At 66.4% G+C, this 24,195-nt stretch carries 25 protein-coding genes and 2 tRNA genes; 13 read left to right on the forward strand and 14 right to left on the reverse strand.

Annotation, left to right across the window (positions count from 1 at the left end; translation table 11 throughout):
• Positions 1-125: 125 nt before the first annotated feature.
• Positions 126-689, reverse strand: a complete 564-nt coding sequence (gene ahpC, locus HTA01S_RS00885) for an alkyl hydroperoxide reductase subunit C (RefSeq protein WP_068166484.1) — start codon at positions 687-689, stop codon at positions 126-128.
• Between the two features lie 484 nt (positions 690-1,173).
• Here ahpC and HTA01S_RS00890 point away from each other — a divergent pair, with 484 nt between their 5' ends.
• From HTA01S_RS00890 to hemP, 8 genes are all read left to right on the forward strand, one after another.
• Positions 1,174-3,408, forward strand: coding sequence for a TonB-dependent receptor (locus HTA01S_RS00890; RefSeq protein ID WP_245637977.1), 2,235 nt, complete (start codon positions 1,174-1,176; stop codon positions 3,406-3,408).
• A gap of 96 nt (positions 3,409-3,504) precedes the next feature.
• Positions 3,505-4,188, forward strand: a complete 684-nt coding sequence (locus tag HTA01S_RS00895; protein ID WP_068166489.1) for a Fe2+-dependent dioxygenase — start codon at positions 3,505-3,507, stop codon at positions 4,186-4,188.
• Between the two features lie 170 nt (positions 4,189-4,358).
• A complete protein-coding gene (locus HTA01S_RS00900) occupies positions 4,359-5,438 on the forward strand; it encodes an alpha-hydroxy acid oxidase (RefSeq protein ID WP_407656084.1) in 1,080 nt (359 codons plus the stop codon).
• Positions 5,428-5,616 carry a hypothetical protein gene (locus HTA01S_RS25040; RefSeq protein ID WP_157571922.1) on the forward strand — a complete coding sequence of 63 codons (189 nt, stop codon included), beginning with the start codon at positions 5,428-5,430 and terminating at the stop codon, positions 5,614-5,616. Before HTA01S_RS00900 ends, HTA01S_RS25040 begins: the two co-directional genes overlap by 11 nt.
• A 136-nt stretch (positions 5,617-5,752) precedes the next feature.
• Positions 5,753-6,409 carry an energy transducer TonB gene (locus HTA01S_RS00905; RefSeq protein ID WP_068166493.1) on the forward strand — a complete coding sequence of 219 codons (657 nt, stop codon included), beginning with the start codon at positions 5,753-5,755 and terminating at the stop codon, positions 6,407-6,409.
• A gap of 40 nt (positions 6,410-6,449) precedes the next feature.
• Positions 6,450-7,184, forward strand: coding sequence for a MotA/TolQ/ExbB proton channel family protein (locus HTA01S_RS00910; protein ID WP_068166497.1), 735 nt, complete (start codon positions 6,450-6,452; stop codon positions 7,182-7,184).
• Positions 7,185-7,201: 17 nt separating this feature from the next.
• The gene (locus tag HTA01S_RS00915; RefSeq protein ID WP_068166501.1) at positions 7,202-7,621 is read left to right on the forward strand and encodes an ExbD/TolR family protein; all 420 of its coding nucleotides are present in this window, start codon (positions 7,202-7,204) and stop codon (positions 7,619-7,621) included.
• A 37-nt stretch (positions 7,622-7,658) separates the two neighbouring features.
• The gene (gene hemP / locus HTA01S_RS00920) at positions 7,659-7,859 is read left to right on the forward strand and encodes a hemin uptake protein HemP (protein ID WP_068166503.1); all 201 of its coding nucleotides are present in this window, start codon (positions 7,659-7,661) and stop codon (positions 7,857-7,859) included.
• Between the two features lie 280 nt (positions 7,860-8,139).
• Here hemP and HTA01S_RS00925 read toward each other — a convergent pair whose 3' ends face one another.
• Complete coding sequence (locus HTA01S_RS00925; protein ID WP_068166506.1) at positions 8,140-8,547, reverse strand: GlcG/HbpS family heme-binding protein; 408 nt, start codon at positions 8,545-8,547, stop codon at positions 8,140-8,142.
• A 259-nt stretch (positions 8,548-8,806) separates the two neighbouring features.
• On the opposite strand from HTA01S_RS00925, the gene HTA01S_RS00930 reads away from it, so the two are divergent.
• Positions 8,807-9,502, forward strand: a complete 696-nt coding sequence (locus HTA01S_RS00930) for a Bax inhibitor-1/YccA family protein (RefSeq protein ID WP_174545170.1) — start codon at positions 8,807-8,809, stop codon at positions 9,500-9,502.
• A 143-nt stretch (positions 9,503-9,645) separates the two neighbouring features.
• Positions 9,646-10,002 (forward strand): hypothetical protein, encoded by a 357-nt coding sequence (locus tag HTA01S_RS00935; protein WP_068167090.1) that lies wholly within the window; start codon positions 9,646-9,648, stop codon positions 10,000-10,002.
• A gap of 26 nt (positions 10,003-10,028) precedes the next feature.
• Here the strand turns inward: HTA01S_RS00935 and rlmD are convergent, their stop codons facing one another.
• The 5 genes from rlmD to surE form a co-directional block, all read right to left on the reverse strand.
• Positions 10,029-11,510, reverse strand: coding sequence for a 23S rRNA (uracil(1939)-C(5))-methyltransferase RlmD (rlmD, locus tag HTA01S_RS00940; RefSeq protein WP_084235748.1), 1,482 nt, complete (start codon positions 11,508-11,510; stop codon positions 10,029-10,031).
• A gap of 37 nt (positions 11,511-11,547) precedes the next feature.
• Entirely contained in the window at positions 11,548-12,333 is a 786-nt protein-coding gene (locus tag HTA01S_RS00945; protein ID WP_068166510.1) for a 3'-5' exonuclease, read from the reverse strand.
• A 133-nt stretch (positions 12,334-12,466) separates the two neighbouring features.
• On the reverse strand, positions 12,467-13,393 hold the full coding sequence (locus HTA01S_RS00950) for a peptidoglycan DD-metalloendopeptidase family protein (RefSeq protein ID WP_084235749.1): 927 nt from the start codon (positions 13,391-13,393) through the stop codon (positions 12,467-12,469).
• An 88-nt stretch (positions 13,394-13,481) separates the two neighbouring features.
• Entirely contained in the window at positions 13,482-14,330 is an 849-nt protein-coding gene (locus HTA01S_RS00955; protein ID WP_084235750.1) for a protein-L-isoaspartate(D-aspartate) O-methyltransferase, read from the reverse strand.
• The gene (surE, locus tag HTA01S_RS00960; protein ID WP_068166515.1) at positions 14,327-15,148 is read right to left on the reverse strand and encodes a 5'/3'-nucleotidase SurE; all 822 of its coding nucleotides are present in this window, start codon (positions 15,146-15,148) and stop codon (positions 14,327-14,329) included. Before surE ends, HTA01S_RS00955 begins: the two co-directional genes overlap by 4 nt.
• A 156-nt stretch (positions 15,149-15,304) precedes the next feature.
• On the opposite strand from surE, the gene HTA01S_RS00965 reads away from it, so the two are divergent.
• Positions 15,305-16,291 carry an NADPH:quinone oxidoreductase family protein gene (locus HTA01S_RS00965; protein WP_068166518.1) on the forward strand — a complete coding sequence of 329 codons (987 nt, stop codon included), beginning with the start codon at positions 15,305-15,307 and terminating at the stop codon, positions 16,289-16,291.
• 41 nt (positions 16,292-16,332) lie between these two features.
• Positions 16,333-17,436, forward strand: a complete 1,104-nt coding sequence (locus tag HTA01S_RS00970) for an oxidoreductase (RefSeq protein WP_068166520.1) — start codon at positions 16,333-16,335, stop codon at positions 17,434-17,436.
• 62 nt (positions 17,437-17,498) lie between these two features.
• Here HTA01S_RS00970 and HTA01S_RS00975 read toward each other — a convergent pair.
• The 6 genes from HTA01S_RS00975 to HTA01S_RS01000 form a co-directional block, all read right to left on the reverse strand.
• Positions 17,499-17,574: transfer RNA gene (locus HTA01S_RS00975), tRNA-His, on the reverse strand.
• Positions 17,575-17,638: 64 nt separating this feature from the next.
• Positions 17,639-19,558: a SurA N-terminal domain-containing protein gene (locus tag HTA01S_RS00980; protein ID WP_068166522.1), complete on the reverse strand. Its 1,920-nt coding sequence runs from the start codon at positions 19,556-19,558 to the stop codon at positions 17,639-17,641.
• A 92-nt stretch (positions 19,559-19,650) separates the two neighbouring features.
• Positions 19,651-19,726 (reverse strand) — tRNA-Val (locus tag HTA01S_RS00985).
• Between the two features lie 22 nt (positions 19,727-19,748).
• Positions 19,749-20,021 carry an HU family DNA-binding protein gene (locus tag HTA01S_RS00990; RefSeq protein WP_066158910.1) on the reverse strand — a complete coding sequence of 91 codons (273 nt, stop codon included), beginning with the start codon at positions 20,019-20,021 and terminating at the stop codon, positions 19,749-19,751.
• 291 nt (positions 20,022-20,312) lie between these two features.
• A complete protein-coding gene (locus HTA01S_RS00995) occupies positions 20,313-21,404 on the reverse strand; it encodes a tartrate dehydrogenase (protein WP_068166526.1) in 1,092 nt (363 codons plus the stop codon).
• Positions 21,401-22,297, reverse strand: a complete 897-nt coding sequence (locus HTA01S_RS01000) for an alpha/beta fold hydrolase (RefSeq protein WP_068166528.1) — start codon at positions 22,295-22,297, stop codon at positions 21,401-21,403. The genes HTA01S_RS00995 and HTA01S_RS01000 overlap by 4 nt, the downstream gene beginning before the upstream one ends.
• A 65-nt stretch (positions 22,298-22,362) precedes the next feature.
• Between HTA01S_RS01000 and HTA01S_RS01005 the strand changes: the two genes are divergently transcribed.
• Positions 22,363-23,334 (forward strand): LysR family transcriptional regulator, encoded by a 972-nt coding sequence (locus HTA01S_RS01005; protein WP_068166533.1) that lies wholly within the window; start codon positions 22,363-22,365, stop codon positions 23,332-23,334.
• Here the strand turns inward: HTA01S_RS01005 and HTA01S_RS01010 are convergent.
• Positions 23,285-24,190, reverse strand: coding sequence for a DMT family transporter (locus HTA01S_RS01010; protein WP_068166537.1), 906 nt, complete (start codon positions 24,188-24,190; stop codon positions 23,285-23,287). The two genes, HTA01S_RS01005 and HTA01S_RS01010, sit on opposite strands and share 50 nt — an antisense overlap.
• Between the last annotated feature and the right edge of the window lie 5 nt (positions 24,191-24,195).

Below are 24,195 nucleotides of genomic sequence, written 5' to 3' on the forward strand. Positions count from 1 at the left end.
TACTGCCTGAAACAATGGTTGAACGAAGTGCCTTCGCCCAGAACGCCGCGGAACCGGCTCCGCCGGGCCGCAGGCGTTGCCCCCTTGAGGGGGTGACGCGCCGCTAGGCGCGGCGCGGGGGTGGGTCAGATCTTCCCGACGAGTTCCAGGGAAGGAGCGATCGTCTTGGCGCCTTCGTTCCACTTGGCCGGGCACACCTGGCCGGGGTTGGCGGCGGTGTACTGGGCGGCCTTGAGCTTGCGCAGGGTTTCCTTGACGTCGCGGGCGATTTCGTTGGAGTGCACTTCCATCGTCTTGATCACGCCATCGGGGTTGATCACGAAGGTGCCGCGCAGCGCCAGGCCTTCTTCAGGAATGTGCACGCCGAAAGCGTTGGTCAGGGCGTGGGTCGGGTCGCCCACCAGCGGGAACTTGGCCTTGCCCACGGCGGGGCTGGTTTCGTGCCAGACCTTGTGCGAGAAGTGGGTGTCGGTCGTGACGATGTAGACCTCGGCGCCGGCCTTCTGGAACTCGGCGTAGTTGTCGGCGGCGTCTTCCACTTCGGTCGGGCAGTTGAAGGTGAAGGCGGCCGGCATGAAGATCAGCACGGACCACTTGCCCTTCAGGCTTTCGTCGGAGACTTCAATGAACTTGCCGTTGTGGAAAGCCTGGGCTTTGAAGGGCTGAACTTGCGTGTTGATCAGGGACATGGTTTTTCCTTGAGGTGGTTGAGAAACGGTTGCAGCGATATGTTGATCGCGACGGGTTGAATCATAGCGCACAACTATTGATTCAAAGAATTGATAGTCACTATGCGCCTCATAGCTTTTGTTGCCATGCAGCATGACCGTGACAATGAAAATGGTTTTCGTTTGCGCGGGGCTTTGAGTGGATCAGCATAAGGTCTTCGGGTTCCCTCCAGGCTTGTTGAACCCGTACAACAGATGGTTTGCTTGTGTAACGCTTTATTTGCGAATAGTTTGCATTTGCAAATAAACTCCCCGACTCCAGCCAGCCACAGCGCCGCCCGACCTGCGTTGCAGCCAGCCGAAAACCTGCTCGACTGACACCGCAACCATGTCCCAACGGAAAAAACCCCTCCGCGCCGCCCGCCCCCAGCCTTCCCCCACCTCCGTCGTACACACGCCGGCCCGCCCCGTGGGCTCGAACACGACCCTGCTGCCCCTGGGCGCGATGCTGCTGGCCGGCTCCATGAACGCCATGGCCCAGAGCGCGCCGGCCCCCACCGAGGCCACGCTGCCCACCGTGGTGGTGCGTGAGAAGGCCGAGGCGCCCGAGGGCAAGGACGCGCTGCGCGCGAGCGAAACCCGCATCGGCAAAGGCCAACAGCAGTTGCGCGACATTCCGCAGTCGGTCACGGTGGTCACTGAAAAGCTCATCGACGACCGCAACCTCGACACCGTCAAGGAAGCGCTGAAGAACACCGCCGGCATCACCTTCCTCGCGGCCGAAGGCGGCGAAGAAGACATCCGCCTGCGCGGCTTCGCGCTGCAGGCCACCGGTGACCTGTTCATCGACGGCATGCGCGACCCGGCCATCTACGACCGAGACACCTTCAACCTGGACCGCATGGAAGTGCTGCGTGGCTCGGCCTCCATGCTGTTCGGTCGCGGCTCCACAGGCGGCGCGGTCAACCAGGTCAGCAAGGCGCCGCGCCTGATCGACGAACACCAGGTCGACCTGACCCTGGGCAGCCACAACTACGTGCGCGCCACCGGCGACTTCAACATCCAGACCGGCGAAAGCTCGGCCCTGCGCCTCAACGCCATGGCCACCAAGGCCGACAACAATGGCGCGGGGGCCAGCCTGGACAAGCGCGGCGCGGCCATCGCCTACCGCAACGGCATCGGTGAAAAAGACGAGTTCCTCGCCAGCCTCTACCACCTGGACAACGACAACGGCATCAACTACGGCATTCCGTACATCGCCCCCACCGCCGGCGCGAGCAACCGCGTCCTGCTGCCGCTCAAGCCCGATGCCTACTACGGCGCCGCCAGCGACTACAGCCACAGCGGCGGCACCATCGCGACCCTGGGCCACACCCACCGCTTCAGCCACGACAGCGAGCTCAAGACCCAGGTGCGCCTGGGCAAGTTCGAGCGCGACCAGCGCTCCGGCGCCATCCGCCTGTGCACCATGAACACCAACGCCACCACCGGCGTGGTCAGCAACCCGCAGTGCCCGAGCGCCATCAGCCTGGACAGCTTCGGCCCCGACACCGTGCTCACGCGCGGCAACCACCTGAAGATTCAGGACATGGAAAACCTCTATGCCCAGACCGACTACAACACCCAATTCGAAGGGCTGGGGCTCAAGCACGAGTTGATCGCTGGCGCCGACGTGTCGCGCGAGAAGCGCACGGTGTACGCGGCGCGCTCCGCCGCGCAAGGCGGCGTCACGATCACGAAGCCGACCACCACCGTGGGCACGCCCGACGATGGCGCCTGGGTCGACGAGTCCTCGCGGGTGCTGCGGGTGAACAACGAGTACGTGGCACAAGGTTTCGGCGCTTACGTGCAAGACACCGTGCAGGTGACCCCACACTGGAAGCTGGTGGGCGGCCTGCGCTATGACAACCTGACCGGCGACTACGACAGCTACAGCCTGCCTACCGACGCCGCCGGCCCAGTGACCGCCGAGCGCTACCGCATGAAGGTCTCCGAGCTGAGCCAGCGCGTGGGCGTGCTGTTCCAGCCCACGGCCCTGCACTCATTCCACGCCTCGGCGGGCACCTCCTTCAACACATCGGGCGATGCCTACTCGCTGGGCGCATCCAACGTGGACACGCCGCCCGAGAAGAGCATCAACCTGGAGATCGGCGCCAAGCTGGATTCGGCCGACAAGCGCTTCACCACCCGCCTGGCGGTGTTCCGTTCCACCAAGCTCAACGAGCGCAATACCGATCCCGACCGCCCCGTGGTCACGCTGACCGGACGCCGCCATGTGGCCGGCTTCGAGACCGACATCACCGGCCGCCTCACGCCCCAGTGGGAAGTCTTCGGCTCCTACATGTGGATCCCGGTGGCCAAGGTGGACAACGCCGCCCCCTGCCCCGCCACCGGCGCCTGCACCCAGGGCGCGGCCGGTGAACGTATTGGCGACCGCCCGTCGCTCACCCCCAAGCACAGCGGCACCGTGTGGACCACCTACCAGCTCACGCCCAAGCTGCGCCTGGGCGCTGGCCTGAATTTCCGCAGCCAGCAAAAGCCCACGCGCGTGGACTGGAGCGTGCCGTCCTACGTCACCGCCGACCTGATGGCCGAATACAAGTTCGACTTCGACCGCCTCACGCTCAAGGCCAACCTCAGCAACGTTACCGACAAGCTGTACGCCGACCAGCTCTACCCAGGGCACTACATCCCTGGCGCGGGCCGCACGCTGCAGGTGACCGCCAGCCTGAAGTTCTGAACGCCCTGACCTCTCGCGGGCATGGCCGCCCCTGCTGCACAGCGGGGCGGCTTTTTGCCATGTTGTGAACACCGACCACCCCAACGGAAACCCACGATGCTGCTCACACTGCCCGACATCCTGTCCGCGAACGATCTGGCCGAGATCCAGGCCCTGCTGACCGACGCGCCCTGGGCCGACGGCCGCGACAGCGCCGGCCCGCAGGCGAGGACCGTGAAGAACAACCAGCAACTGCCGCACGACTGCGCCGCGGCGCAGCGCATCCGCCACCTCGTGCTCAGTGGTCTGGACCGTTCGGCCCTGTTCTTTTCCGCCGCGTTGCCGCTGCGCGTGTTCACGCCGCGCATCAACCGCTACGGCGGCGAGGCCAACACCTACGGCAACCACGTCGACAACAGCATCCGCATCAAGGCCGACACCGGCGAGCGCGTGCGCACCGACGTGTCGTGCACCGTGTTCCTCAACGACCCCGACAGCTACGACGGCGGCGAGCTCACCGTGGCCGACACCTTTGGCACTCGCGGCGTGAAGCTGCCCGCGGGCCACGCCGTGCTCTACCCCGGCACCAGCCTGCACCAGGTGACGCCCGTCACGCGCGGACAGCGTGTGGCCTGCTTCTTCTGGGTGCAGAGCATGGTGCGCAGCGACGAACAGCGTCGCCTGCTTTATGAACTGGACATGAGCCTGCTCGCACTGCGCCAGCAGCACGGCGAAACCGCCGAAACCACGGCCCTGACTGGCACGTACCACAACCTGCTGCGCATGTGGGCGGAAGTATGAGGAAGCGCCCCCACGCTCCACCGCTACGCGGATCGTTGCCCCCCGAGAGGGCTGAGCCTGCCTTGGGGCGGCCCGGCGGCAGGCTCGGCGACCCCCACGCTCCGCCACTGCGCACGACGCTACCGGAGGGCCTGGTCAACCTCGCCGACCATGAGGCATTCGCCCGGACCGTGCTCTCCCCCCAGGCCGACGCTTACTTCAACGGCGGGGCCGCCGACGGGTTCACGCTGCGCGACAACGCACTGGCCTGGCAGCGCATCGCGCTGCTGCCCCGCGTGCTGCAACCCCTGGCGGGTGGACACACACGGGTCGAATTGCTGGGGCGCACGCTGGCGCATCCGATCCTGGTCGCCCCCATAGCCTACCAGCGGCTGGCCCATCCCCACGGCGAAGTGGCCACGGCGCTGGCCGCGGCCGTGCTGGGCGCGGGGCTGGTCCTGAGCACCCAGGCCAGCACGCCGCTGGAAGACGTGGCGCGTCTCGTGCTGGCCGAGAACGCTCGTGGACCGCTGTGGTTCCAGCTCTACCTGCAGGTCGACCGGGGCTTCACGCGCGAACTGGTGCATCGCGCCGAGGCGGCCGGCTACGAGGCGCTGGTGCTCACGGTGGATGCGCCGGTCAACGGCGCACGCGACCGCGAACGGCGCGCCGGCTTCACATTGCCGCCCGGCATCTCGGCCGTCAACCTGCAGGGGCTGCGCAAGCCCGCCCCTGCAGCCCTGCAACCCGGCCAGAGCGCCCTGTTCGACGACCTGCTGACCCACGCCCCGACGTGGGACGACGTGGCCTGGCTGCGCTCCATCACCCGGCTGCCGGTGCTGCTCAAGGGCATCACCCACCCCGCTGACGCCCGGCTCGCGGTGGACGCTGGCGCGGCCGGCCTGATCGTGTCCAACCATGGCGGGCGCACGCTCGACACCATGCCCGCCACGGCCACCCTGCTGCCGGCGGTGGCGCAGGCGGTGGGCGGCGCTGTGCCGGTGCTGGTGGATGGCGGCATCCGCCGCGGCACCGATGTGCTCAAGGCCATCGCCCTGGGCGCCAGCGCCGTCCTGGTGGGCCGACCGGTGGTCCATGGCCTGGCCAACGCCGGTGCCACGGGCGTGGCCCACGTGATCCGCCTGCTGCGCGACGAGCTGGAGATCGCGATGGCCTTGTGTGGCTGCGCGCGGCTGGACCAGGCCTCCCTGGCGCTGGCATCTGGTGGCCAGCGCCACGGGGAGACACGGGCCAGGTCGGATGCAGGTTGATGCAAAAATCACCGAAAAATCACCCGAGAAATTGCAAATGCGACAGATTCGCATTTATAATTCTTCCGTCGCACCCAACCCTCTGGAAAGGATGATCATGGGCATCAGCATCTCCATCCTGGGCGGCAGCCTGCTGCTGATTCTGGGCGCGGCGTGGTGGGTCCTGCGGCAAAAATGAGCCGCCGCCCACCGCAGCCATCCGACATACCGCCATTCCTTCGGCAACCCCTCACGCCTACACTATGAGTTTCGCCAGCGCAGCCCTTGCGCTCCCTTCTTCAGGGCCCTTGCCGGCCCCGAACAGCGTTCCCCGAATGAACCGTCGCCTGTTCATCGTGATGGCCGTGATCGGCTTTCATGTGCTGGGCCTGTGGGCCCTGCAGGCCGGCCTGCTTCGGCGCGCGGTGGAACTCGTGATCCCGGTGAACGTGATGGCCGAGTTCATTGAAGCACCGCAGCCGCAGGCCACGCCGGCCCCGCCACAACCCGAGCCCCGACCCGAGCCGGTGCAGAAACTGCGCCCGGCACCCCAGCCGCGCCCTCAACCCGTGGCCATCGCCGAGCCCACACCTGCCCCCGAGGCCCCCGCCGGCACCTCCGAGCCGCCCCCGCCGGCCGAACCGCTCACGGCCGCGATGAGCCAGATCGAAGCGCCGCCCGCACCGCCCGCGCCACCTCCGCCGCCCAAGATCGAACTGCCGTTGTCCGATGCGGCCTACCTGCATAACCCTAAGCCAGCATACCCAGCACTATCCAACCGCCTGGGAGAGCAAGGCACCGTCCGGATCCGGGCCTACATTGAAGTGGATGGCACTGCCAGCAAGGCCGAGATACTCAAGTCCAGCGGCTATGCGCGACTTGACCAGGCCGCGCTGAAGGCCGCGCTCAAGTGGCGTTATGTACCGGGCAAACGCGCAGGCGTGCCCGAAGCCATGTGGGTCAACGTCCCAATGAGCTTCGGCCTCGATTAACCGTCCCACCCTCACCGACTCTCACTGGACCTTCCCGCTCATGGACACCTCTCTCACCTCCACCGGCCTCGCCCACGTCTGGACCCAGGGCGACGCCGTCACCCGCACCGTGGCCCTGGTGCTGCTGACCATGTCGCTGGCCACCTGGATCATCGTCCTGTGGAAGGCGCTGGACCAGCGCGCCCAACGCGCCCAGGCCAAGGGCGTGGAAGGCTTCTGGCACAGCGCAGACTTCGCCGAAGGCCTGGACAAGCTCGGCACTACCGAGGGCAACCCGTTTCGCGCCGTGGCGCTCGAAGGCCGTGAGGCGGCGCGCCACATCCTGCACAAGGACGGTCGCCCCGGAACGCAGCTGCACGACAGCCTGGACGTGAGCGACTGGGTCGAACGCTGCCTGCGCAAGAGCGTGGACGACCACCAGGCGCGTGCGCAGAGTGGTCTGTCGGTGCTGGCCTCGGTGGCCTCCACCGCGCCCTTCGTGGGACTGTTCGGCACCGTCTGGGGCATCTACCACGCGCTGCTGGGCATCGGCGCGGCCGGCCAGGTCAGCATCGACCAGGTGGCCGGGCCGATCGGCGAGGCACTGATCATGACCGCGCTGGGCCTGCTGGTGGCCATTCCCGCCGTGCTGGGCTACAACGCGCTGGTGCGCGGCAACAAGGGCATTTCGCACCAGCTCAACCGTTTCGCGCACGACCTGCACGCCTACTTCGTCACCGGCGCCCGCGTCAGCCTCAGCGGCGACGCCAAGGTGCTGCCGATGAAAAAGGCCTGAGAGGCGGAAAGCACACCATGGCCATCGGAACCCAGGACGACAGCGACGAGATGCTCAGCGAGATCAACATGATCCCGTTCATCGACGTCATGCTGGTGCTGCTCATCATCTTCATCATCACCGTGCCGGTGATCAAACACGCGGTGAACGTGGACCTGCCGCGCGCCAGCAACGAGAAAGTGCTGGACAAGCCAGAGAACATCCGCCTCTCGGTGGACGCCGACGGCCTCTACTACTGGAACGATGCGCGCGTGGAAGACGCCGATTTCGAACGGCGTCTGGGTGTTGCCGCGGCCCAGCAACCGCAGCCCGAACTGCACATCCGTGGCGACAAGGCGGTGCGCTACGAGCGCGTGGCCCTGGCCCTGGCCGCAGCCCAGCGCGCCGGTATGCGCAAGATCGGTTTCATCACCGAGCCGACCACGGCGTCCCCCTGAGCCCGGCCCCCCAGCCAACCCACCCAAGGAACACGCCATGAGCAGCCCACCCAGCCCCCAGACCCGCCCGCAGTCTTCGGCCGTGCCCGACCTTGCCGCGATCCAGACCGATGCGGCGCAGCCCGTACTCGCCAGCCAGGATGTGCTGCGTGGCCACAAAGCAGTCGCCATCAGCCACAACGGCGCGCTCTACCGGTTGCAGACCACCCGCCAGGGCAAGCTCATCCTGACCAAATGAACGCGCGGGGCATGGCCGCACAGCGCACTGAACAGAACCTCTCTTTTTCATCGTGGGGCGACGCGGGGATTTCAACTTCCCAGCGCGTCGTTTTTAGCCAGCCAGGGAAGCACCGCTTCCGATAGCCAGGCTTTTTTTTCCCGCTTGACCCATTTGCGCAGCCGAGGAATCCCCTCCGGCGCGCGACGATCCAACCCAGAACGCGGCGGAACCGGCTCTGCCAGGACGCATCGCGTTGCCCCCTTGAGGGGGTCGCGCGCAGCGCGGCAGGGGTGGACCTTTACAAACCCAAAGCGGCAATGCCCGCGCGGGCGATCTGCGCGTCTTCGGAGGACTTCACGCCACTCACACCCACCGCGCCAATGCACTGGCCGTCCTTCATGACCGGCACACCGCCTTCGAGCATGCCCGCCACCACTGGCGCGCTCAGGAACGACACCCGCCCCTGGTTGATCACGTCTTCGTAAACCTTGCTCTCACGCCGCCCCAGCGCCGCTGTGTGGGCCTTGGCCGGTGCAATGTGCGAAGAGATGGCGGGTGCGCCGTCCAGGCGCTGCAGCCACAGCAGATGGCCGCCGTCATCGACGATGGCGAAAGTGACGGCCCAGTTGTTTTTCAACGCTTCGGCCTCGGCCGCCGCCGCAATGAGTTTGACGTCGGCGAGTTCGAGCACGGCTTTGGTTTTCATGAACTATTACCCCGATTAAGGTCTCTGATGAAGGATTGCAGGCGCCAAGCTTAAACGCTCAGGCGCCAGGAGGCCGGGATGGCCTCTACCCTCTTATATGGGAACCCGGCGTGGCGAGTGCCCCTATCAAAGATGTGGGATCACCCGGCCATCAGCCCACGAATCCCGGCGGCCTACAATGCAACACACGCGTTGGCCCCTTGTCTGCAAGGGGCCAACAACCAGACCAACGAGTCAGATGATGAAGGAGCTCACCACCATGACCGACCACACGCAAACCAGCGGCCGCTTCGGCACCGCCGTTTCCTCCGATGCGCTGCGCAACCGCGTGATGCGCAACACCTACTGGCTGCTCGCGCTGTCCATGCTGCCCACCGTGCTGGGAGCCTGGATCGGCGTGCAGACCGGCATCACCGCCAGCCTGACCGGCGGCCTGGGCCTGATCGTCTTCCTCGGCGGTGCCTTCGGCTTCATGTTCGCGATCGAAAAGACCAAGAACTCGGCCGCCGGCGTGCCGGTGCTGCTGGCCTTCACATTCTTCATGGGCCTGATGCTCTCGCGCATGCTCGCCGCCGTGCTGGGCTTCAGCAACGGCTCCAGCCTGATCATGACGGCTTTCGGCGGCACGGCCGGCGTGTTCCTGGTCATGGCCAACCTCTCGACCGTGATCAAGCGCGACCTCTCCGGCATGGGCAAGTGGCTGTTTGTCGGCGCACTGGCCATCATGGTAGGCGCCATCATCAACGTCTTCGTGGGCAGCACGGCCGGCATGGCCGCCATCGCCACCCTGGCCATCGTGGTGTTCAGCATGTACCTGCTGTACGACCTCAAGCGCATCGTGGACGGCGGCGAAACCAACTACATCAGCGCCACGCTGGGCCTGTACCTGAGCCTGTTCAACATCTTCCAGAGCCTGCTGGCCCTGTTGGGGATCTTTGGCGGCGAACGCGACTGAGCAGATCGGCTCACCCAGGGAAAAGGACCTTCGGATCCTTTTTCTTTGCCTGTGCGATGCCAGGCACGGTGCGGGCGCCGGGTGCGGGCATCAAGTTCGGTGAAAAAACGCCGAAAGAACCTTCAAACCCCACCCGAACCATCATGCGACACACCGCCCTCACCCTTGGACTGCTGATCATGGCCAGCCTGCTGGCCGGCTGCGACGCGCTGGGCATTGAAACCGCGACCCAGGTGAACGCCCGCAAGGAAGCCGAGGCCCGGGCCATCGGCAGCGCCTGCCGCTACGCGGTGCGTGGCATCGAAGAGTGTTTTGCCAGCAACCCCAAGGCCGGCAAGGCCGCGGTCTTTGCCGGCTGGAAGGACATGGACCAGTACATGCGCGACAACGCGGTCGTCGGCATGCCGAACACGCCCGGCCCCTCGCGCGCCGAACCGGAAGTGATCGAAGAGATCGAGACCCCGTCCAACAAGGCAGCCCCCCGCTCGCGCAACTCCTGAAGCGAGCGGGCAACGCTCAGCGGCTCTCAGCCCGCAGGCGACGTGTCCGTGTCCGACGGGTTGGCGGCGTCCAGTTCGAACACCGCCATGCTCTCCACGTGCGCGGTGTGCGGGAACATGTTCACCACGCCTGCGGCCAGACAACGGTAGCCGGCCTGGTGCACCATCAGCCCGGCGTCGCGTGCCAGCGTGGCAGGGTTGCAACTCACGTAGACGATGCGTCGCGGGGGCGTCCAGCCGCCACGCAGTTCGGGCTGCTGGTGCAGGTCGGCCAGCGCCTTGGCGAGCGCGAATGCGCCCTCGCGTGGGGGGTCGACCAGCCACTTGTCGGCCACGCCATCGGCCACCAGCTGGGCCGGCGTCATCTCGAACAGATTGCGCGCCACGAAGCGGGTGGGCGCCAGCGGCTTGCTGCGCCCGGCCTGGTTGCCGGCCAGGTTGTCGCGGGAACGGGCCACCAGCGTTTCGCTGCCTTCGATGCCCAGCACCTCGCCCGCCTGGGTGGCAATGGGCAGGGTGAAATTTCCCAGGCCACAGAACCAGTCGATCACGCGCTCGTGTTTCCGTGCCTCCAGCAAGCGCAGCGCACGGGTCACCAGCACGCGGTTGATGTGGGGGTTGACCTGGGTGAAATCGGTGGGCTTGAACGGCATGGTGATGCCGAAATCGGGCAATGCATACGACAACAGGGGACCGCCCTCGTCCAGCAGTTTCACCGTGTCGGGACCCTTGGCCTGCAACCACCACTGCACGCCGTGTTGCGCGCCAAAAGCGCGCAGCCGGGACACATCGTCTTCGGACAAGGGCTCCAGGTGGCGCAGAACCAACGCCGTGACCTCGTCGCCACAGGCCAGCTCGATCTGCGGGCAGGTCTCGCGCGCATCCATGCCGAAGATCAGCTCACGCAGCGGCATCATCATCGCGCTCACGTGCGGCGGCAGCACGGGGCAGACCTGCATGTCCGCCACATAGCGGCTCTTGCGCTCATGAAAACCGATCAGCACCTCGCCCTTCTTGTGCACGAAACGCACCGACAGGCGAGCACGGTAGCGGTAGCCCCAGGCCGGGCCTTCGATGGGGCGCAGCATGGTCTGCGCCTTGACCTTGCCCAGGTGCCAGAGGTTGTCTTCCAGCACGCGCTGTTTGATGGCCACCTGGGCGCCCTCGTGCAGGTGCTGCATCTTGCAGCCACCACAGGCGCCGGCGTGCAAGCCGAAGTGCGGGCATCCCGGGCGCACGCGCTGCGAGGATTCGCGGTGGATGGCGGTGACGACACCCGCTTCCCAGTTGTTCTTCTTGCGGTGCACACTGGTGCTGACCACTTCAAAAGGCAAGGCGCCTTCGATGAAGACGACTTTGCCGTCCGGGCGGCGGGCAATGCCCTGGGCATCGATGTCGAGGGATTCCACCGCCAGCCAGCCCTCGGGCAGAGAGGCGTTGGCGGTGGCGGGCGCGTCGTCGCGCGCGGTGGTGAGCAGGCTGTTTTCGTGGGCGAGGGGTGCGGTCATTCTCCGATTGTCTCAGGACACGAGACGCGATACCGCTTCAAGCCCAGGCTTTGAGGTACTCGTCCCAGTGGCTCTCGGTGGGTGCAAGGTTGCCCAGCGTCTCTTTCACGTAGGCGATTTCCTGCTCGTACTCGGCCTCGGTCAGGCCGCCGCGCATCTTCTGGAAACGGCAATACACCAGGTAGGTGTTCATCACGTCGGTTTCGCAGTAGCGGCGGATGTCATCGGTCTGCCCGGCGAGGTACTGTGCATACACCTGTGACCCGTCCATGCCGAGCTTGCCGGGGAAGCCGCAGAGCTTGGCCATGGCATCGAGCGGCGCATTGTTTTTCGGGCTGTACATCGCCAGCAGGTCCATCAGGTCCAGGTGGCGCATGTGGTAACGGCTGATGTAGTTGTTCCACTTGTACTCGCGGTCGTCCTCGCCCATGTCCCAGTACTTGCTGGCTTCGACACCATGGCGCAGACCGCGGTAGTGCAACACCGGCAGGTCGAACCCGCCGCCGTTCCAGCTCACCAGCTGCGGCTGGTGCTTTTCGATGCTGCTGAAAAAGGTCTGCACCACCTTACCCTCGCTCTGTCCATCGCGGTCCACGAACGAATGGATGCGCAGGCCCTCAGCATTGCGAAACACCACGCTGATGACCAGGATGCGCTGCAGGTGCAAAGGCATGAAATCGCTCTGGCCCTTTGCCTGGCGTTCCGCCAGCCAGGCCGCATAGACCTGTTCGTCACTGGTCTCCGCCGATTCACCGCGCAAGGCACGCAGACCGGCAATATCCGGGATGGACTCGATGTCGAAAACCAGAACAGGCCAGCTCATGGGGCTGTGTGTGGAGCGTTACCGAGGCGCCACCGGAGCGCGGGACCGCAACACAGCACACACCGAGGATCCGGCTCCGCCGGTCCAAAGGTGTGGCCCCCCTGGGGGGAAGCCGCGAAGCGGCGCAGGGGGGTCACTTCTTCGGCAGATGGAGGAGCGGATCGACCGGTTTGCCCTGACGCCGCACCTCGAAATGCAGCTTGACGCGGTCCGTGTCACTGCTACCCATCTCGGCGATCTTCTGGCCCTGGCGCACCGCCTGGTCTTCGCGCACCAGCAAGGCCTGGTTGTGCGCGTAGGCGGTGAGGTAGGTGTTGTTGTGCTTGAGGATGATCAGGTTGCCATAGCCCCTGAGGCCGGCACCGGCGTACACCACGCGGCCGTCGGCGGCGGCCAGCACCGGGTCGCCAATGCGCCCGGCGATCGACACGCCCTTGTTCTTGGCTTCGTCAAACGTGGCCACGACCGTGCCCTGCGCGGGCCAGACGAAGCTCAGTTCGTCGGCGCCCACCGGCGTTTCGGGAGCGGCAGGGGTGGCTGGCGCTGGCGCTGGCGTGGGCGTGGGCGTGGCAGTGGCTGGCGTGCCTGCGGGCGACAACGGGCGTGGCACGACGCCGGACGGCGCCACGGGTGAGGTAGACGACACCCCTGGCGTGGCGACCGTTCCCTGGGCGCCCGCCGTGGGAGCCGCCCCCACGGGAGGGGCCACACGCAGTACCTGCCCGACCTCCAGCACATTCGGGTTGGGCAGGTTGTTCCAGGCCTGGACGTCGCGCCAGCTCTGACCACTTTCCAGTGCGATGCGGTACAGCGTGTCGCCTGGCCGGACGGTGAAGTAACCAGGTTTGCCGGCATTTTCGGCGCCGGGCAGGGTCTTGACATCCATGGGACGCGTGGTGTCGGAACGATCCTCCACGGGTGCGGGCTGCATCACGCGACGCGTAGTGCAACCCGTCGTGACCAGCAGTGCCGCCAGCACCGTCAATACCGCGGCGCCTTGCCACGCGGGACGGACCACCTGTGTTCCGTGGTCCAGCACCGGTTTCAAACGCTTGTTCATGCAATTTCCCAGCTGTTGCAAGGGTGCTGCCGCGAGGGGCAGACCCGAATAAAAAAACACCTCCACCCTGCGAATGGCAGGGTGAACTTCATGCGACGCCCGATTTTAGTGGCACGAACAGCACGGCTTCCAGCACTGTGCGCACAACGCCGGTGGCGGTCTTGTCGACCACCACCAGATTCTGGCGATCCGATCCGGTGACGGCCGGCGCCACCAGCCGCCCGCCCACCGCCAGTTGCTCGATCCATGCATCGGGGATGTCGTTCCCGCCAGCGGCGGCGATGATGGCCGCGTAAGGCGCACCTTTGGGGTACCCGAGCATGCCATCGCCAAACAAAAGGTGCAGATTGGACAGGCGCATGCCCCGAAGGTTTTCACGTGCCTTGTCGTGCAGGCCCCTCAGCCGCTCGATGCTGTACACCTCGCGCGCCAGATGGCTGAGCACGGCGGCCTGGTAGCCGCAACCGGTACCGATTTCCAGCACCCGCCCGAGCTTTTCGCGGCTCCCCTGGCACAACAGCTCGCACATGCGCGCCACCACATTGGGTTTGGATATGGTCTGCCCCAGGCCAATAGGCAAACTGGTGTCTTCATAGGCCTGGTTGGCCAGCGCCGAGTCCACGAACCGGTGCCGTTCGACCGTGCGCATGGCCGCCAGCACCGCCGGGTGGCTCACCCCCTGGGCTTCGAGCTTGCGCACCATGGCCCAACGCACGGCCTGGGAGTCCATGCCGGTGCCGCGGGGCGGCTGTGATGGCTGGCCGGGTGATCGGGGCGCGGCTGCGGATCGGGCGCTGGCCACCGGAGCGGCCACCGCGGGTCGGGCCCCCTTCGCCGCCGCTGCGGCTGGCAACGGCACCAGCCGCGCCGGAAAACCAGGACGGGGTTTGGGCGCGGGGTTGGCCGAGGGCGCCGGGCCCGGCAGATGGCGTTTCATGCCGACGCCCCGGCCTGCGGAACACCGTCCGGGACGCCGGCTGACTCAACAGGCTGCGACAGATGCGCCGCCGTCGGTGCCCAATAGGGCAAGCGATCGTGGTCCGTCAGGTCCACCTGCAAAGGCGTGATGGTGGCGTAACCCTGGGCCACGGCGTGGAAGTCGGTGCCTTCGGTGTCGTCCTTGGCGGGGCCAGCCCCGCCGATCCAGTACATGGTGTCGCCCCGCGGGTTGGTCTGAGAAATCACCTGCTCGGCCGCATGGCGCCGGCCCAGCCGGGCCACCTTGAAACCCCGGATCTCGTTCGCGGGCCGGTTCGGGATGTTCACGTTGAGCAGCCAGGGCTCGCCGCGCTGGGCCGCTTCACCCACCGAAGGCAGCAGTTGGGCCACCAGCTGGGCAGCCTTCTGTGCCGCCGTGTCCAGGTGGGCCCAGCCTTTTTCGGTCTGCGAGAACGCGATCGCGGGTATGCCAAAGAGGTAGCCCTCCATGGCCGCGCCGACCGTGCCCGAGTAGATCGTGTCGTCGCCCATGTTGGCGCCGTTGTTGATGCCCGACACCACCAGATCGGGCCGGTAGCCGAGCAGGCCGGTCAGGGCGATGTGCACGCAGTCGGCGGGCGTGCCGTTGATGTAGCGAAAGCCATTGGCCGCCGTGTGCACATACAGCGGTGAATGCAACGTCAGCGCATTCGATTTGGCGCTGTTGTTGTGCTCGGGCGCCACCACCTCCACCTCGGCCAGATCCTTGAGCGCTTCATAGAGCGCGACAATGCCCGGCGCCTGGTAACCGTCGTCGTTGGAGATGAGGATTTTCATTGAAGCAATTCTAGGGGGATTGCACGCCCGTGACCGGCTGCCACCGGGTGGTTTTCCGCGGTCTCCGCAGCGACAGAAAGCGGACTTACCCGCTGTGCCCGGCCCCCTGCCATGCCTATCATCAGCCGCTTCCCCCCTGTCCTATGAGGAGACAACATGCAAGCCTGGCTGTGCGAGAACCCTGTGGGCGTCGAAGCCCTTACCTGGAAAGAACTGCCCACCCCCGAACCCAAGGCGGGTGAGGTGCTGATCGAGATCCAGGCCGCCAGCCTGAACTTCCCCGATCTCCTCATCGTGCAGAACAAGTACCAGATGAAGCCTGCCCTGCCCTTCGTGCCCGGCTCTGAATACGCCGGTGTGGTGCGCGCGGTGGGCGAAGGCGTGAAACACCTGCAGGTGGGCCAAAGCGTGGCCTGCCTCAGTGGCACCGGGGGCTTTGGCACCCACACCGTCGCGCCGGCAGCGCTGTGCATGCCCCTGCCGCCGGGCTTCCCGCCGGTGGACGCAGCGGCCTTCATCATGATCTACGCCACCTCGTGGCACGCGCTCATGGACCGCGCCGCGCTCAAGGCCGGGGAAACCGTGCTGGTGCTGGGCGCCGCAGGGGGCGTGGGCACGGCCGCGATCCAGATCGCCAAGGCCGCCGGTGCGCGCGTGATCGCCGCAGCATCCACCGACGACAAGTGCGAACTCTGCCGCCAGATGGGCGCCGACGCCACCATCAACTACAGCGTGCACACGCCCCAGGCGGGCCTGCGCGACGAGATCAAGCGTCTCACCGACGGCAAAGGCCCCGACGTGATCTACGACCCGGTGGGCGGCGACTTCGCCGAGCCCGCGTTCCGCTCCATCGCCTGGCGCGGGCGCTACCTGGTGGTGGGTTTTGCCAGCGGCCCCATCCCCAGCCTGCCCCTGAACCTGACCCTGCTCAAGGGCGCGAGCATCGTCGGCGTGTTCTGGGGCGACTTTGCGCGACGCGAGCCGCAAGCCAACGCCCAGATGATGCAGACCCTGGCCGGCATGTACGCCAAGGGCCAGGTCAAGCCCATGATCGACCAGACCCTGCCCATGAGCGAGCTGCCCAAGGCTTACGCCATCATGGGATCGCGCTCGGTGAAGGGCAAGCTGGTGCTGGTGAACTGAGCACGCCGCACAGGACGGCGCGAGGCGTGTACAAACGGGCCATGAACCCACAAGTTGTCCCCCAGAAAACGATTCGTGTTGGCCTGATCGGTTGGGGCGGCTCCAGCCAGGTGTTTCATGGGCCGCTGATCATGAGCACACCCGGGCTTCACCTGGCGGTCGTGGTCAGCAGCCGGCCCGACGCCGTTCACGCGGCGCTGGGCCCGGGCATGGCGGTCGAACCGGATGCCGGCGCGCTGCTGGCCCGCGACGACATCGACCTCGTGGTCATCCCCACCCCCAACGACAGCCACCACCCATTGGCCCTGGCCGCGTTGCAGGCGGGACGTGCGGTGGTGGTGGACAAGCCCTTCACCCTGAACGCGGCCCAGGCCGAACGGCTGATCGCGGTGGCCCAGGAGCGGCGCTTGCTGTTGAGCGTGTTCCACAACCGGCGCTGGGACGGCGACATGCTGACCGCGCAAGCGCTGGTCCAAAGCGGCCAACTGGGCCGCATCGTCCATGCCCAGATGCACTTTGACCGCTTCCGCCCCGTGGTCCCGGCGCGCTGGCGCGACGCGGACGGGCCGGGGGCGGGCCTGTGGATGGACCTGGGACCCCATCTGCTCGACCAGGCCATGCAGCTGTTTGGACGGCCGGTGGCGATCGCCGCCGACCTGGTGACCACACGCGACGGGGCCCAGGCCACCGACATGTTCCACGCCCGCCTGCGCTGGGCCAGTGGCCTGCGCGCCGATCTGCATGGCAGCGCGCTGTCCGCCCTGCCCGGCCCACGTTTTGCGATCCATGGCACCCGGGGCAGTTGGGTGAAATGGGGCCTGGACCCGCAGGAAGATGCGCTCAAGGCCGGGCAAAGGCCCGACGCCGCTCACCCGGAGGACTGGGGGCACGATCCGGCGGTGGGACGGCTGGCCGTGCTGGCGCCCGATGCGCCGCCGAATGCCGCACCAATGGAACAAGACTGGACCACGGCGCTGGGGCGCTATCCGGACTTTTACGCCGGCATTCGCGATGCATGGTGGGGACTGGCCCCCAACCCCGTGCCCGCGACCCAGGTGCTGGACGTGATGCGGCTGCTCGACCTGGGGGCCCAAAGTGCGGCGCAGCGGCGCGAGCTGCCCGTGCCCGATGCCGCGTTCATGTAGCCCTGAATGAGGACCATGAAAAAGGCGCTACAGCCATTGCAGCTGTAGCGCCTTGAATTTTTTGGGGTGGCTGATGGGGCTCGAACCCACGACAACAGGAATCACAATCCTGGACTCTACCAACTGAGCTACAGCCACCGCAAGCCTTGCATTATAGCGCGAAGAACCCGCTCAACCGGCCCGGAGCCGGCCGATTTCAAACTCAGCGCGCGGCGGCCGGCGCGGCAACGGGCTCCGGCACCAGCATGCGCACCTTGAAACGCTCCTTGAGCGCCTCGTAGTAGGCCTGGCTCTCGGCCGACGCCCACCACTGGCTGTACTGCTGAACCTCCTGCGCCAGCACCGGGGCCTCCCGGGTCTCGCGTGGCAACACTTTGTCAACCTTCACCACGGCGTAGCCCTGATCACCCAGGTCCACGCCCACCCAGGCCGGCAGCGCGCGCGGATCGGCGCTGAGCGCGGCATTGAGCACCGGCTGGGTCAGCCCCTGCGCCTTGTCGCGCGACACCGTGAGCGCCGCCGCCAGACCCGTGGCTTCGCCGCCGGCTTTCCAGGCTTCGAGCTGCTTCATGCCTTCGCTCTTGGCCAGTTCGGCCGAGCGCTGGGCCACCAGCAAGGCGCGCACCCGGTCACGCACTTCGGCCAGCGGCTGGGTCCGTGCGGCGGTGTATTGAACGACGCGGGCCGAGGCGAGCTGGCCCGACGCGATTTCGACGGCTTCGGTGTTGCGCTTCTTCTCGATCGAGTCCGGGGCAAAAATGGCACCGAGCAGGCGTTCGTTGGCCAGCACACCTGCATCAGGCCGGGGCTGACGGGTCAGTCCCTTGGCGGTGCGCAGCGTCAGCTTGAAACGGTCCGCGGCAGGCTGCAGGCTGTCGGCCTGCTCATACACCATGTTGCTGAAGGCCTCGGCGGTTTCCGCGAACTGCTTCTGTGCTTGCTCTTTCTTCAGGCTGGCTTCGATCTCGGCGCGCATCTCGGCAAAGCTGCGCACCTTGGGCGCCTTGATGTCGGTGAGCTGGATGATGTGAAAACCGAACTCGGTTTCCACCAGATCGGAAATGCCGCCCTTGGCAAGCGAGAACACCACGTCCTCGAAGGGCTTGACCATGGCACCGCGACCGAAGAAATCCAGATCGCCCCCGTTGGCGGCCGAGCCGGGGTCCTGGGAGTTGGCTTTCGCCACCTCTGCAAAGGTCTGGGGGGCCTGGCGCACCTGGGTCAACAAGGCGGTCGCGCGTTCACGCACCTTGTCCTTGTCGGCCGCCGATGCGCCCGCGGGCACGCTCAGCAGGATATGGCTGGCGCGGCGTTCTTCGCCGCCAGAGAGGCGCGCGGCGTTCTGGTCGTAATAGGCGCGCACGTCGGCTTCGGCCAGCACGATGGATTGCTGCAACGCCGTGGTGTCGAGCACTAGGTACTCCACATCGGCTTGCTCGGGGGCCTGGAACAACGCGGGATTCGCGTTGTAGAAGGTTTCGATCTCGGCGTCGCTGGGCGACACGCGGGCCGCGAAATCGCTGGCGGCGAAACGCGCCACGCGCACTTCCCGGCGCTCGAAAAACGCATTGAGAGACACCTGGGCCAACCCATCGGGCGCAAAACCCGAGCCCTGGATGCCCTGCACGACCTGCCGTTGCGAGAGGTCGGTGCGCACCCGGGTTTCGAACATCTCGGGCGTCATGCCCTGGCGAGCCACGAGCTGGCGGTAGGCTTCCACGTCGAGCGAACCATCGGGCTTGCGCAACGCGGCGATCATCTCGTTGCCCTGCAGCTCGTTGGCCAGCCGTTGATCGCTGGTGTACAGGTTGAACTTCTGCGCCGCCGCTGCCAATACACGTTCGCGCACCATGCGCTCCAGTGTCGCGTAGCGCGCCTGATCGCTGTCCAGCAGCTTGGCATCGATCGTGGGCATGGCCTCGCGCAGGCGTTGCGACTCGGCCTGGTGTGCCTGATCCCACTCGATCTTGGTGATGTCCTGCCCATCCACCGAGGCCACCGGTTCACCGCGGTTGTTGAAGTCGGTGAAGCCCTGGATGCCGAACAGCACAAAGGAAGGGATGATCAAAATCATCAAGAAACCCATCAGGTACTTCTTGTGATTGCGAATGGAATCGAACATGCCTTGAAACCCTGAAACGAGAAGCCGACCCTGGCAGACAAGTGCCGGAGCCGACAACAAAAAAGGCGAACCCGGGTTCGCCTTTTCGATGGTGGTGGGTGCTGACGGGGTCGAACCGCCGACCTACGCCTTGTAAGGGCGCCGCTCTACCGACTGAGCTAAGCACCCCACCGGAAAACCGGATGGCGCATCAGTTCAGCGCATCCTTCAGTGCCTTGCCCGGACGGAACTTCGGCACCTTGGCGGCCTTGATTTTAATCTCAGCGCCGGTGCGGGGGTTGCGACCCTTGCGCGCGGGACGTTTGGTCACAGCAAAAGAACCGAAACCCACCAAGGAAACCGTGCCACCTTTTTTCAGCGTGGTGCGGATCGCGGTGATGGTGGAGTCCAGCGCACGGGTTGCGGCCGCCTTGGAAATATCGGCATGCTTTGCAATGTGCTCGACGAGTTCTGTTTTGTTCACAAATAGCCCCTCATGAAGTGATTGGAAGAATCTGTATGGACAAGTTGCTTGCCAGAAACGGTGCGGCGTCCGCGGGCAAAAACCTTGATCGCTCTAGATCGTATTTGTCAGGCGGCGGGACCGGAAGCAATGCCAGGTGATTAGACCCACGGGGCTGGGCCCCTGTCAATACACACTGGCACCGAGGCAGGTGCCGCCTGAACGGAACGCGAGATTCTAGACGCTTTGATCAACGGCGAGACTGGCCGTGTGAAATATGGCACATCCGGGTCGCAGCGCCCATGATCTTCGTCAGAACTTGAGGGCCTGCGCTATGGCAAGCCCCACGTCGGCGGTGCTGGCGGTGCCGCCCAGATCGGGTGTGCGCGGCGCACCACTGCCCGGCTGCAGCACCGACTCGATGGCACGCATCACCGCGTCGTGCGCGTCGCGATGTCCCAGGTGGTCGAGCATCATCGCGCCGCACCAGATCTGGCCAATCGGGTTGGCGAGCCCTTTGCCGGCGATGTCAGGCGCCGAGCCGTGCACCGGTTCAAATAGCGAAGGGTGCTGGCGCGTCGGATTGAGGTTGGCACTGGGCGCGATGCCGATGGTGCCGGTGCAGGCCGGACCCAGATCGGACAGGATGTCGCCGAACAGGTTGCTGCCCACCACCACGTCGAAGAAGTCGGGGCGCTGCACGAAATGCGCGGTGAGGATGTCGATGTGGAACTTGTCGACCTTCACATCCGGGTACTGCTTCGCCATCTCGGCCACACGCTCGTCCCAGTAGGGCATGGTGATCGCGATGCCATTGCTTTTGGTGGCGCTGGTCAGGTGCTTCCTGGGTCGCGAGCGCGCCACCTCGAACGCGTAGCGCAGCACACGGTCCACACCGATGCGCGACATCACCGTCTCCTGCACCACGATCTCGCGCTCGGTGCCCGGGTACATGCGCCCGCCGATGCTGGAGTATTCGCCCTCGGTGTTCTCGCGCACGATCACCATGTCGATCTCGCCAGGCTCGCGCGGGCTGCCGTCGCGGCGCACCACCGGTGCGGTCACGCCCGGCATGAGCTTGGCAGGGCGGACGTTGACGTACTGATCGAACTCGCGGCGAAACAGCAACAGCGAGCCCCAGAGCGACACATGGTCGGGCACCTTGTCGGGCCAGCCCACGGCGCCAAAGTAGATCGCGTCGTGGCCATCGATCTGCGCCTTCCAGTCGTCGGGCAGCATCTTCCCGTGCTTTTCGAAATAGTCGCAGCTCGAGAAATCGAAGCGGTCGAACTGCAGCGGGATGTTGAACTTCGAGGCCGCAGCCTCCAGCACACGAATACCTTCGGGCATGACTTCCTGGCCGATGCCGTCGCCGGCGATAACCGCAATGCGGTGTTTGCTCATGGGTTCTCCTGGGTTTCCATCGAAAAGAATGACTGGGCTTCGGCGATCAGCAGCGCTGGCGCCTCTTCCGCGATGTAGTGACCGCAGGGCAGACTGCTACCCGACACATCGGTGGCGCGCTCGCGCCACAGCGCCAGCACGTCGAAACAACGCGCCACCGTGCCGTGTTCGCCCCACAACACGCGCAGGGGCTGCGTGAGCCGATGGCCGACCGCGGTATCGGCGCGGTCGTGCTCAAGGTCGATGCTGGCGCTGGCGCGGTAGTCCTCGCAGATCGAGGCCGCCGTGCCGGGCAACGCCGCGCAGCGTTCGTACTCGGCCAGTGCGGCGGGATCGAACGGGGCGAGCCCTGCGTGCCGGTTGCCCATCACGCTGCGCACGTAACGCGCGGGGTCGGAGGCGATCAGCCCCTCTGGCAAGGGCGGCGGCTGGATCAGGAAGAACCAGTGCCAGTACGACCGCGCGAACGCTTCGGACGTCTGCGCGTACATGGCCAAGGTGGGCGCGATGTCGAGCAGCATCAGCCGCCGCACCGCCTGCGGCTGGTCGGCCGCGAGCCGGTGGGCCACGCGGGCGCCGCGGTCGTGCGCCAGCACATCGAAGCGCTGAAAGCCATGGTGCGCCATCACCGCCAGCGCATCGCGCGCCATCTCGCGTTTGCTGTGGGTCAGGTGCGCATCGTCGGGCGCGGGGCGGGCGGAATCGCCGTAGCCGCGCAGGTCCATCAGCACCACGGTGAAATGCTCAGCCAGCGCGGGCGCGACCCGGTGCCACATGGCCATGGTCTGCGGATGGCCGTGCAACAACAACAGGGGAGGCCCCTCGCCGGCCACGCGCGTTTGCAACTGCACGCCATCGCGTTCCACGGTGTGGGGCACAAAACCATTCAACATGGGTGCAAGCATAGTCCTCGTTGCAGCAATAATTCATCAATTTATTCATTCTTCAAAGGAAACAATTGGACCGATCCGACCTTGAGCTCGTGCTCGCCGTGCGCCAGCATGGCAGCCTGGTGATGGCGGCCAAGGCGCTGCAGCTGGCGCCCTCGGCGGTCACCAAACGGCTGGCCGCGCTGGAGGCCCGCCTGGGCCTGCGCCTGTTCCAGCGCACCACCCGGCGCGTGAGCCCCACGGCCGAGGGCGACACCCTGTGCGAACGCGCCATCCACCTGCTGCGGGCCTTCGACGAGGTCGAGTCCGAACTGCGGGAACGCCAGGCCGAGCCGGCCGGCCCCATCCGCCTGGCGGCCACTTTCGGCTTCGGCCGTCTCTGGGTCGGGCCGGCGCTGGCGGACTTTCAGGCCCGCCACCCGGGTACCCAGGTTCAGCTGCAGCTCACCGAGCAACTGCCCGATCTGGCGGTGGACGGTTTTGACGGCGCGATCTGGCTCTGGAACGCACCCGGCGAGCGGGCCACCGAGTGGGTGTCGCGCCGACTCGCTGGCAACCAGCGCGTGCTGGTGGCCGCGCCGCGCTACCTCCAGCAGCACGGCACGCCCCGCCAGCTGCAGGACCTCGCCGACCACGCCTGCCTGGTGGTGCGCGAGAACGGGGGTGGACCGGGCCAGCGCTTTGACCACTGGCGCCTGCAACGCGAAGGGGAATCCACGGTGCGGCACACGCCGGTGCGTGGGCCGCTGTCCAGCAACTCGGGGGAAATGGTGCGCGACTGGTGCCTGGCGGGGCACGGCATCATGCTGCGCAGCCTGTGGGACATCGCGCCGCAGCTGGCCAGTGGCGAACTGGTGCGTGTATTGCCCACCTACGCCATGCCCGAGGCACACGTCCATTGGCTGGCGCCCTACCGGCCCCAGGTGCCGCGGCGCATCCGGCTGCTGGTCGACTTTCTGGCGCAGCGCTTTGCCGACGAGCCCTGGAAGCTCAGACCGGCTTTGGCGGCCGCACCACCAGGCTCACGCCGAAAGCGGTGAGCGCAATGCCGGCCACGGTCACCACCGTGATCGGCTCATCAAACAGGCCCCAGGCGATCAGCGCCGTGCAAGGCGGCACCAGGTACATCAGGCTGGTGACCGAGGCCGCCGCGCCGCGCTGGATCAACATGTAGAGCAGCGAACTGCCGCCCAGCGTGAGTCCCAGCACCGACCAGGCCATGGCGCCGGCCAGCTCGGCGTTCCAGCGCATGGACTCGGTTTCCAGCAACGCCAGCGGCAGCGTCACCACCAGCGCCGCGACCAGTTGCACGGTGTTGGCGCTGCGCACGTCGCAGGGCTGCACGAAACGCTTCTGGTACAGCGTGCCGATGGTGATGGCGAACAGCGCCATCACAGCAAAGGAGAGGTTGAGCCAGTTGGCCTGATCCCCCGGCCCGCCCGCGCCGAACTTGCGCGAGACCACCAGCACCAGGCCGGCAAAGCCCAGCAGCAGGCCGACCCACTGGCGGCGCGACACATGCGAACCCGGGCCGCCCATCGAGCTGAGCCAGACCGCGGTGAGCACCGGCTGGATGCCGACGATCAACGACGACAGACCCGAGCCCATGCCAGCCTTGACCGCGGCCCAGACCCCACCGAGGTAGCCCGCGTGCATCAGCACCCCGGTGACGGCCAGGTGCAGCCACTGGACGCGGTCCTTCGGCCAGCGGACTCCGGCGAACCAGATCCAGGGCAGGAAGCACAGGATGGAGAGCGCATAACGCACCGCCAGGAACTTCATGGGCGGCGCGTGGGGCATGCCGTAGCGCGCCACGATGAAGCCCGTGCTCCAGATCAGCACGAACACCCAGGGCATGGCGCGCAGCCACGCGTTGTCTTGCACGGGAGATGTCATGGGAG

The sequence above is a fragment of the Hydrogenophaga taeniospiralis CCUG 15921 genome, assembly GCF_001592305.1.
GTDB lineage: Bacteria > Pseudomonadota > Gammaproteobacteria > Burkholderiales > Burkholderiaceae_C > Hydrogenophaga > Hydrogenophaga taeniospiralis.

Bases quoted from the DNA above. Each gene is read 5' to 3' on its own strand.
- ahpC (WP_068166484.1), bottom strand. From the start codon at position 689: ATGTCCCTGATCAACACGCAAGTTCAGCCCTTCAAAGCCCAGGCTTTC.
- HTA01S_RS00890 (WP_245637977.1), top strand. From the start codon at position 1,174: ATGCTGCTGGCCGGCTCCATGAACGCCATGGCCCAGAGCGCGCCGGCC.
- HTA01S_RS00895 (WP_068166489.1), top strand. From the start codon at position 3,505: ATGCTGCTCACACTGCCCGACATCCTGTCCGCGAACGATCTGGCCGAG.
- HTA01S_RS25040 (WP_157571922.1), top strand. From the start codon at position 5,428: ATGCAGGTTGATGCAAAAATCACCGAAAAATCACCCGAGAAATTGCAA.
- HTA01S_RS00905 (WP_068166493.1), top strand. From the start codon at position 5,753: ATGAACCGTCGCCTGTTCATCGTGATGGCCGTGATCGGCTTTCATGTG.
- HTA01S_RS00910 (WP_068166497.1), top strand. From the start codon at position 6,450: ATGGACACCTCTCTCACCTCCACCGGCCTCGCCCACGTCTGGACCCAG.
- HTA01S_RS00915 (WP_068166501.1), top strand. From the start codon at position 7,202: ATGGCCATCGGAACCCAGGACGACAGCGACGAGATGCTCAGCGAGATC.
- hemP (WP_068166503.1), top strand. From the start codon at position 7,659: ATGAGCAGCCCACCCAGCCCCCAGACCCGCCCGCAGTCTTCGGCCGTG.
- HTA01S_RS00925 (WP_068166506.1), bottom strand. From the start codon at position 8,547: ATGAAAACCAAAGCCGTGCTCGAACTCGCCGACGTCAAACTCATTGCG.
- HTA01S_RS00930 (WP_174545170.1), top strand. From the start codon at position 8,807: ATGACCGACCACACGCAAACCAGCGGCCGCTTCGGCACCGCCGTTTCC.
- HTA01S_RS00935 (WP_068167090.1), top strand. From the start codon at position 9,646: ATGCGACACACCGCCCTCACCCTTGGACTGCTGATCATGGCCAGCCTG.
- rlmD (WP_084235748.1), bottom strand. From the start codon at position 11,510: ATGACCGCACCCCTCGCCCACGAAAACAGCCTGCTCACCACCGCGCGC.
- HTA01S_RS00945 (WP_068166510.1), bottom strand. From the start codon at position 12,333: ATGAGCTGGCCTGTTCTGGTTTTCGACATCGAGTCCATCCCGGATATT.
- HTA01S_RS00950 (WP_084235749.1), bottom strand. From the start codon at position 13,393: ATGAACAAGCGTTTGAAACCGGTGCTGGACCACGGAACACAGGTGGTC.
- HTA01S_RS00955 (WP_084235750.1), bottom strand. From the start codon at position 14,330: ATGAAACGCCATCTGCCGGGCCCGGCGCCCTCGGCCAACCCCGCGCCC.
- surE (WP_068166515.1), bottom strand. From the start codon at position 15,148: ATGAAAATCCTCATCTCCAACGACGACGGTTACCAGGCGCCGGGCATT.
- HTA01S_RS00965 (WP_068166518.1), top strand. From the start codon at position 15,305: ATGCAAGCCTGGCTGTGCGAGAACCCTGTGGGCGTCGAAGCCCTTACC.
- HTA01S_RS00970 (WP_068166520.1), top strand. From the start codon at position 16,333: ATGAACCCACAAGTTGTCCCCCAGAAAACGATTCGTGTTGGCCTGATC.
- HTA01S_RS00980 (WP_068166522.1), bottom strand. From the start codon at position 19,558: ATGTTCGATTCCATTCGCAATCACAAGAAGTACCTGATGGGTTTCTTG.
- HTA01S_RS00995 (WP_068166526.1), bottom strand. From the start codon at position 21,404: ATGAGCAAACACCGCATTGCGGTTATCGCCGGCGACGGCATCGGCCAG.
- HTA01S_RS01000 (WP_068166528.1), bottom strand. From the start codon at position 22,297: ATGTTGAATGGTTTTGTGCCCCACACCGTGGAACGCGATGGCGTGCAG.
- HTA01S_RS01010 (WP_068166537.1), bottom strand. From the start codon at position 24,190: ATGACATCTCCCGTGCAAGACAACGCGTGGCTGCGCGCCATGCCCTGG.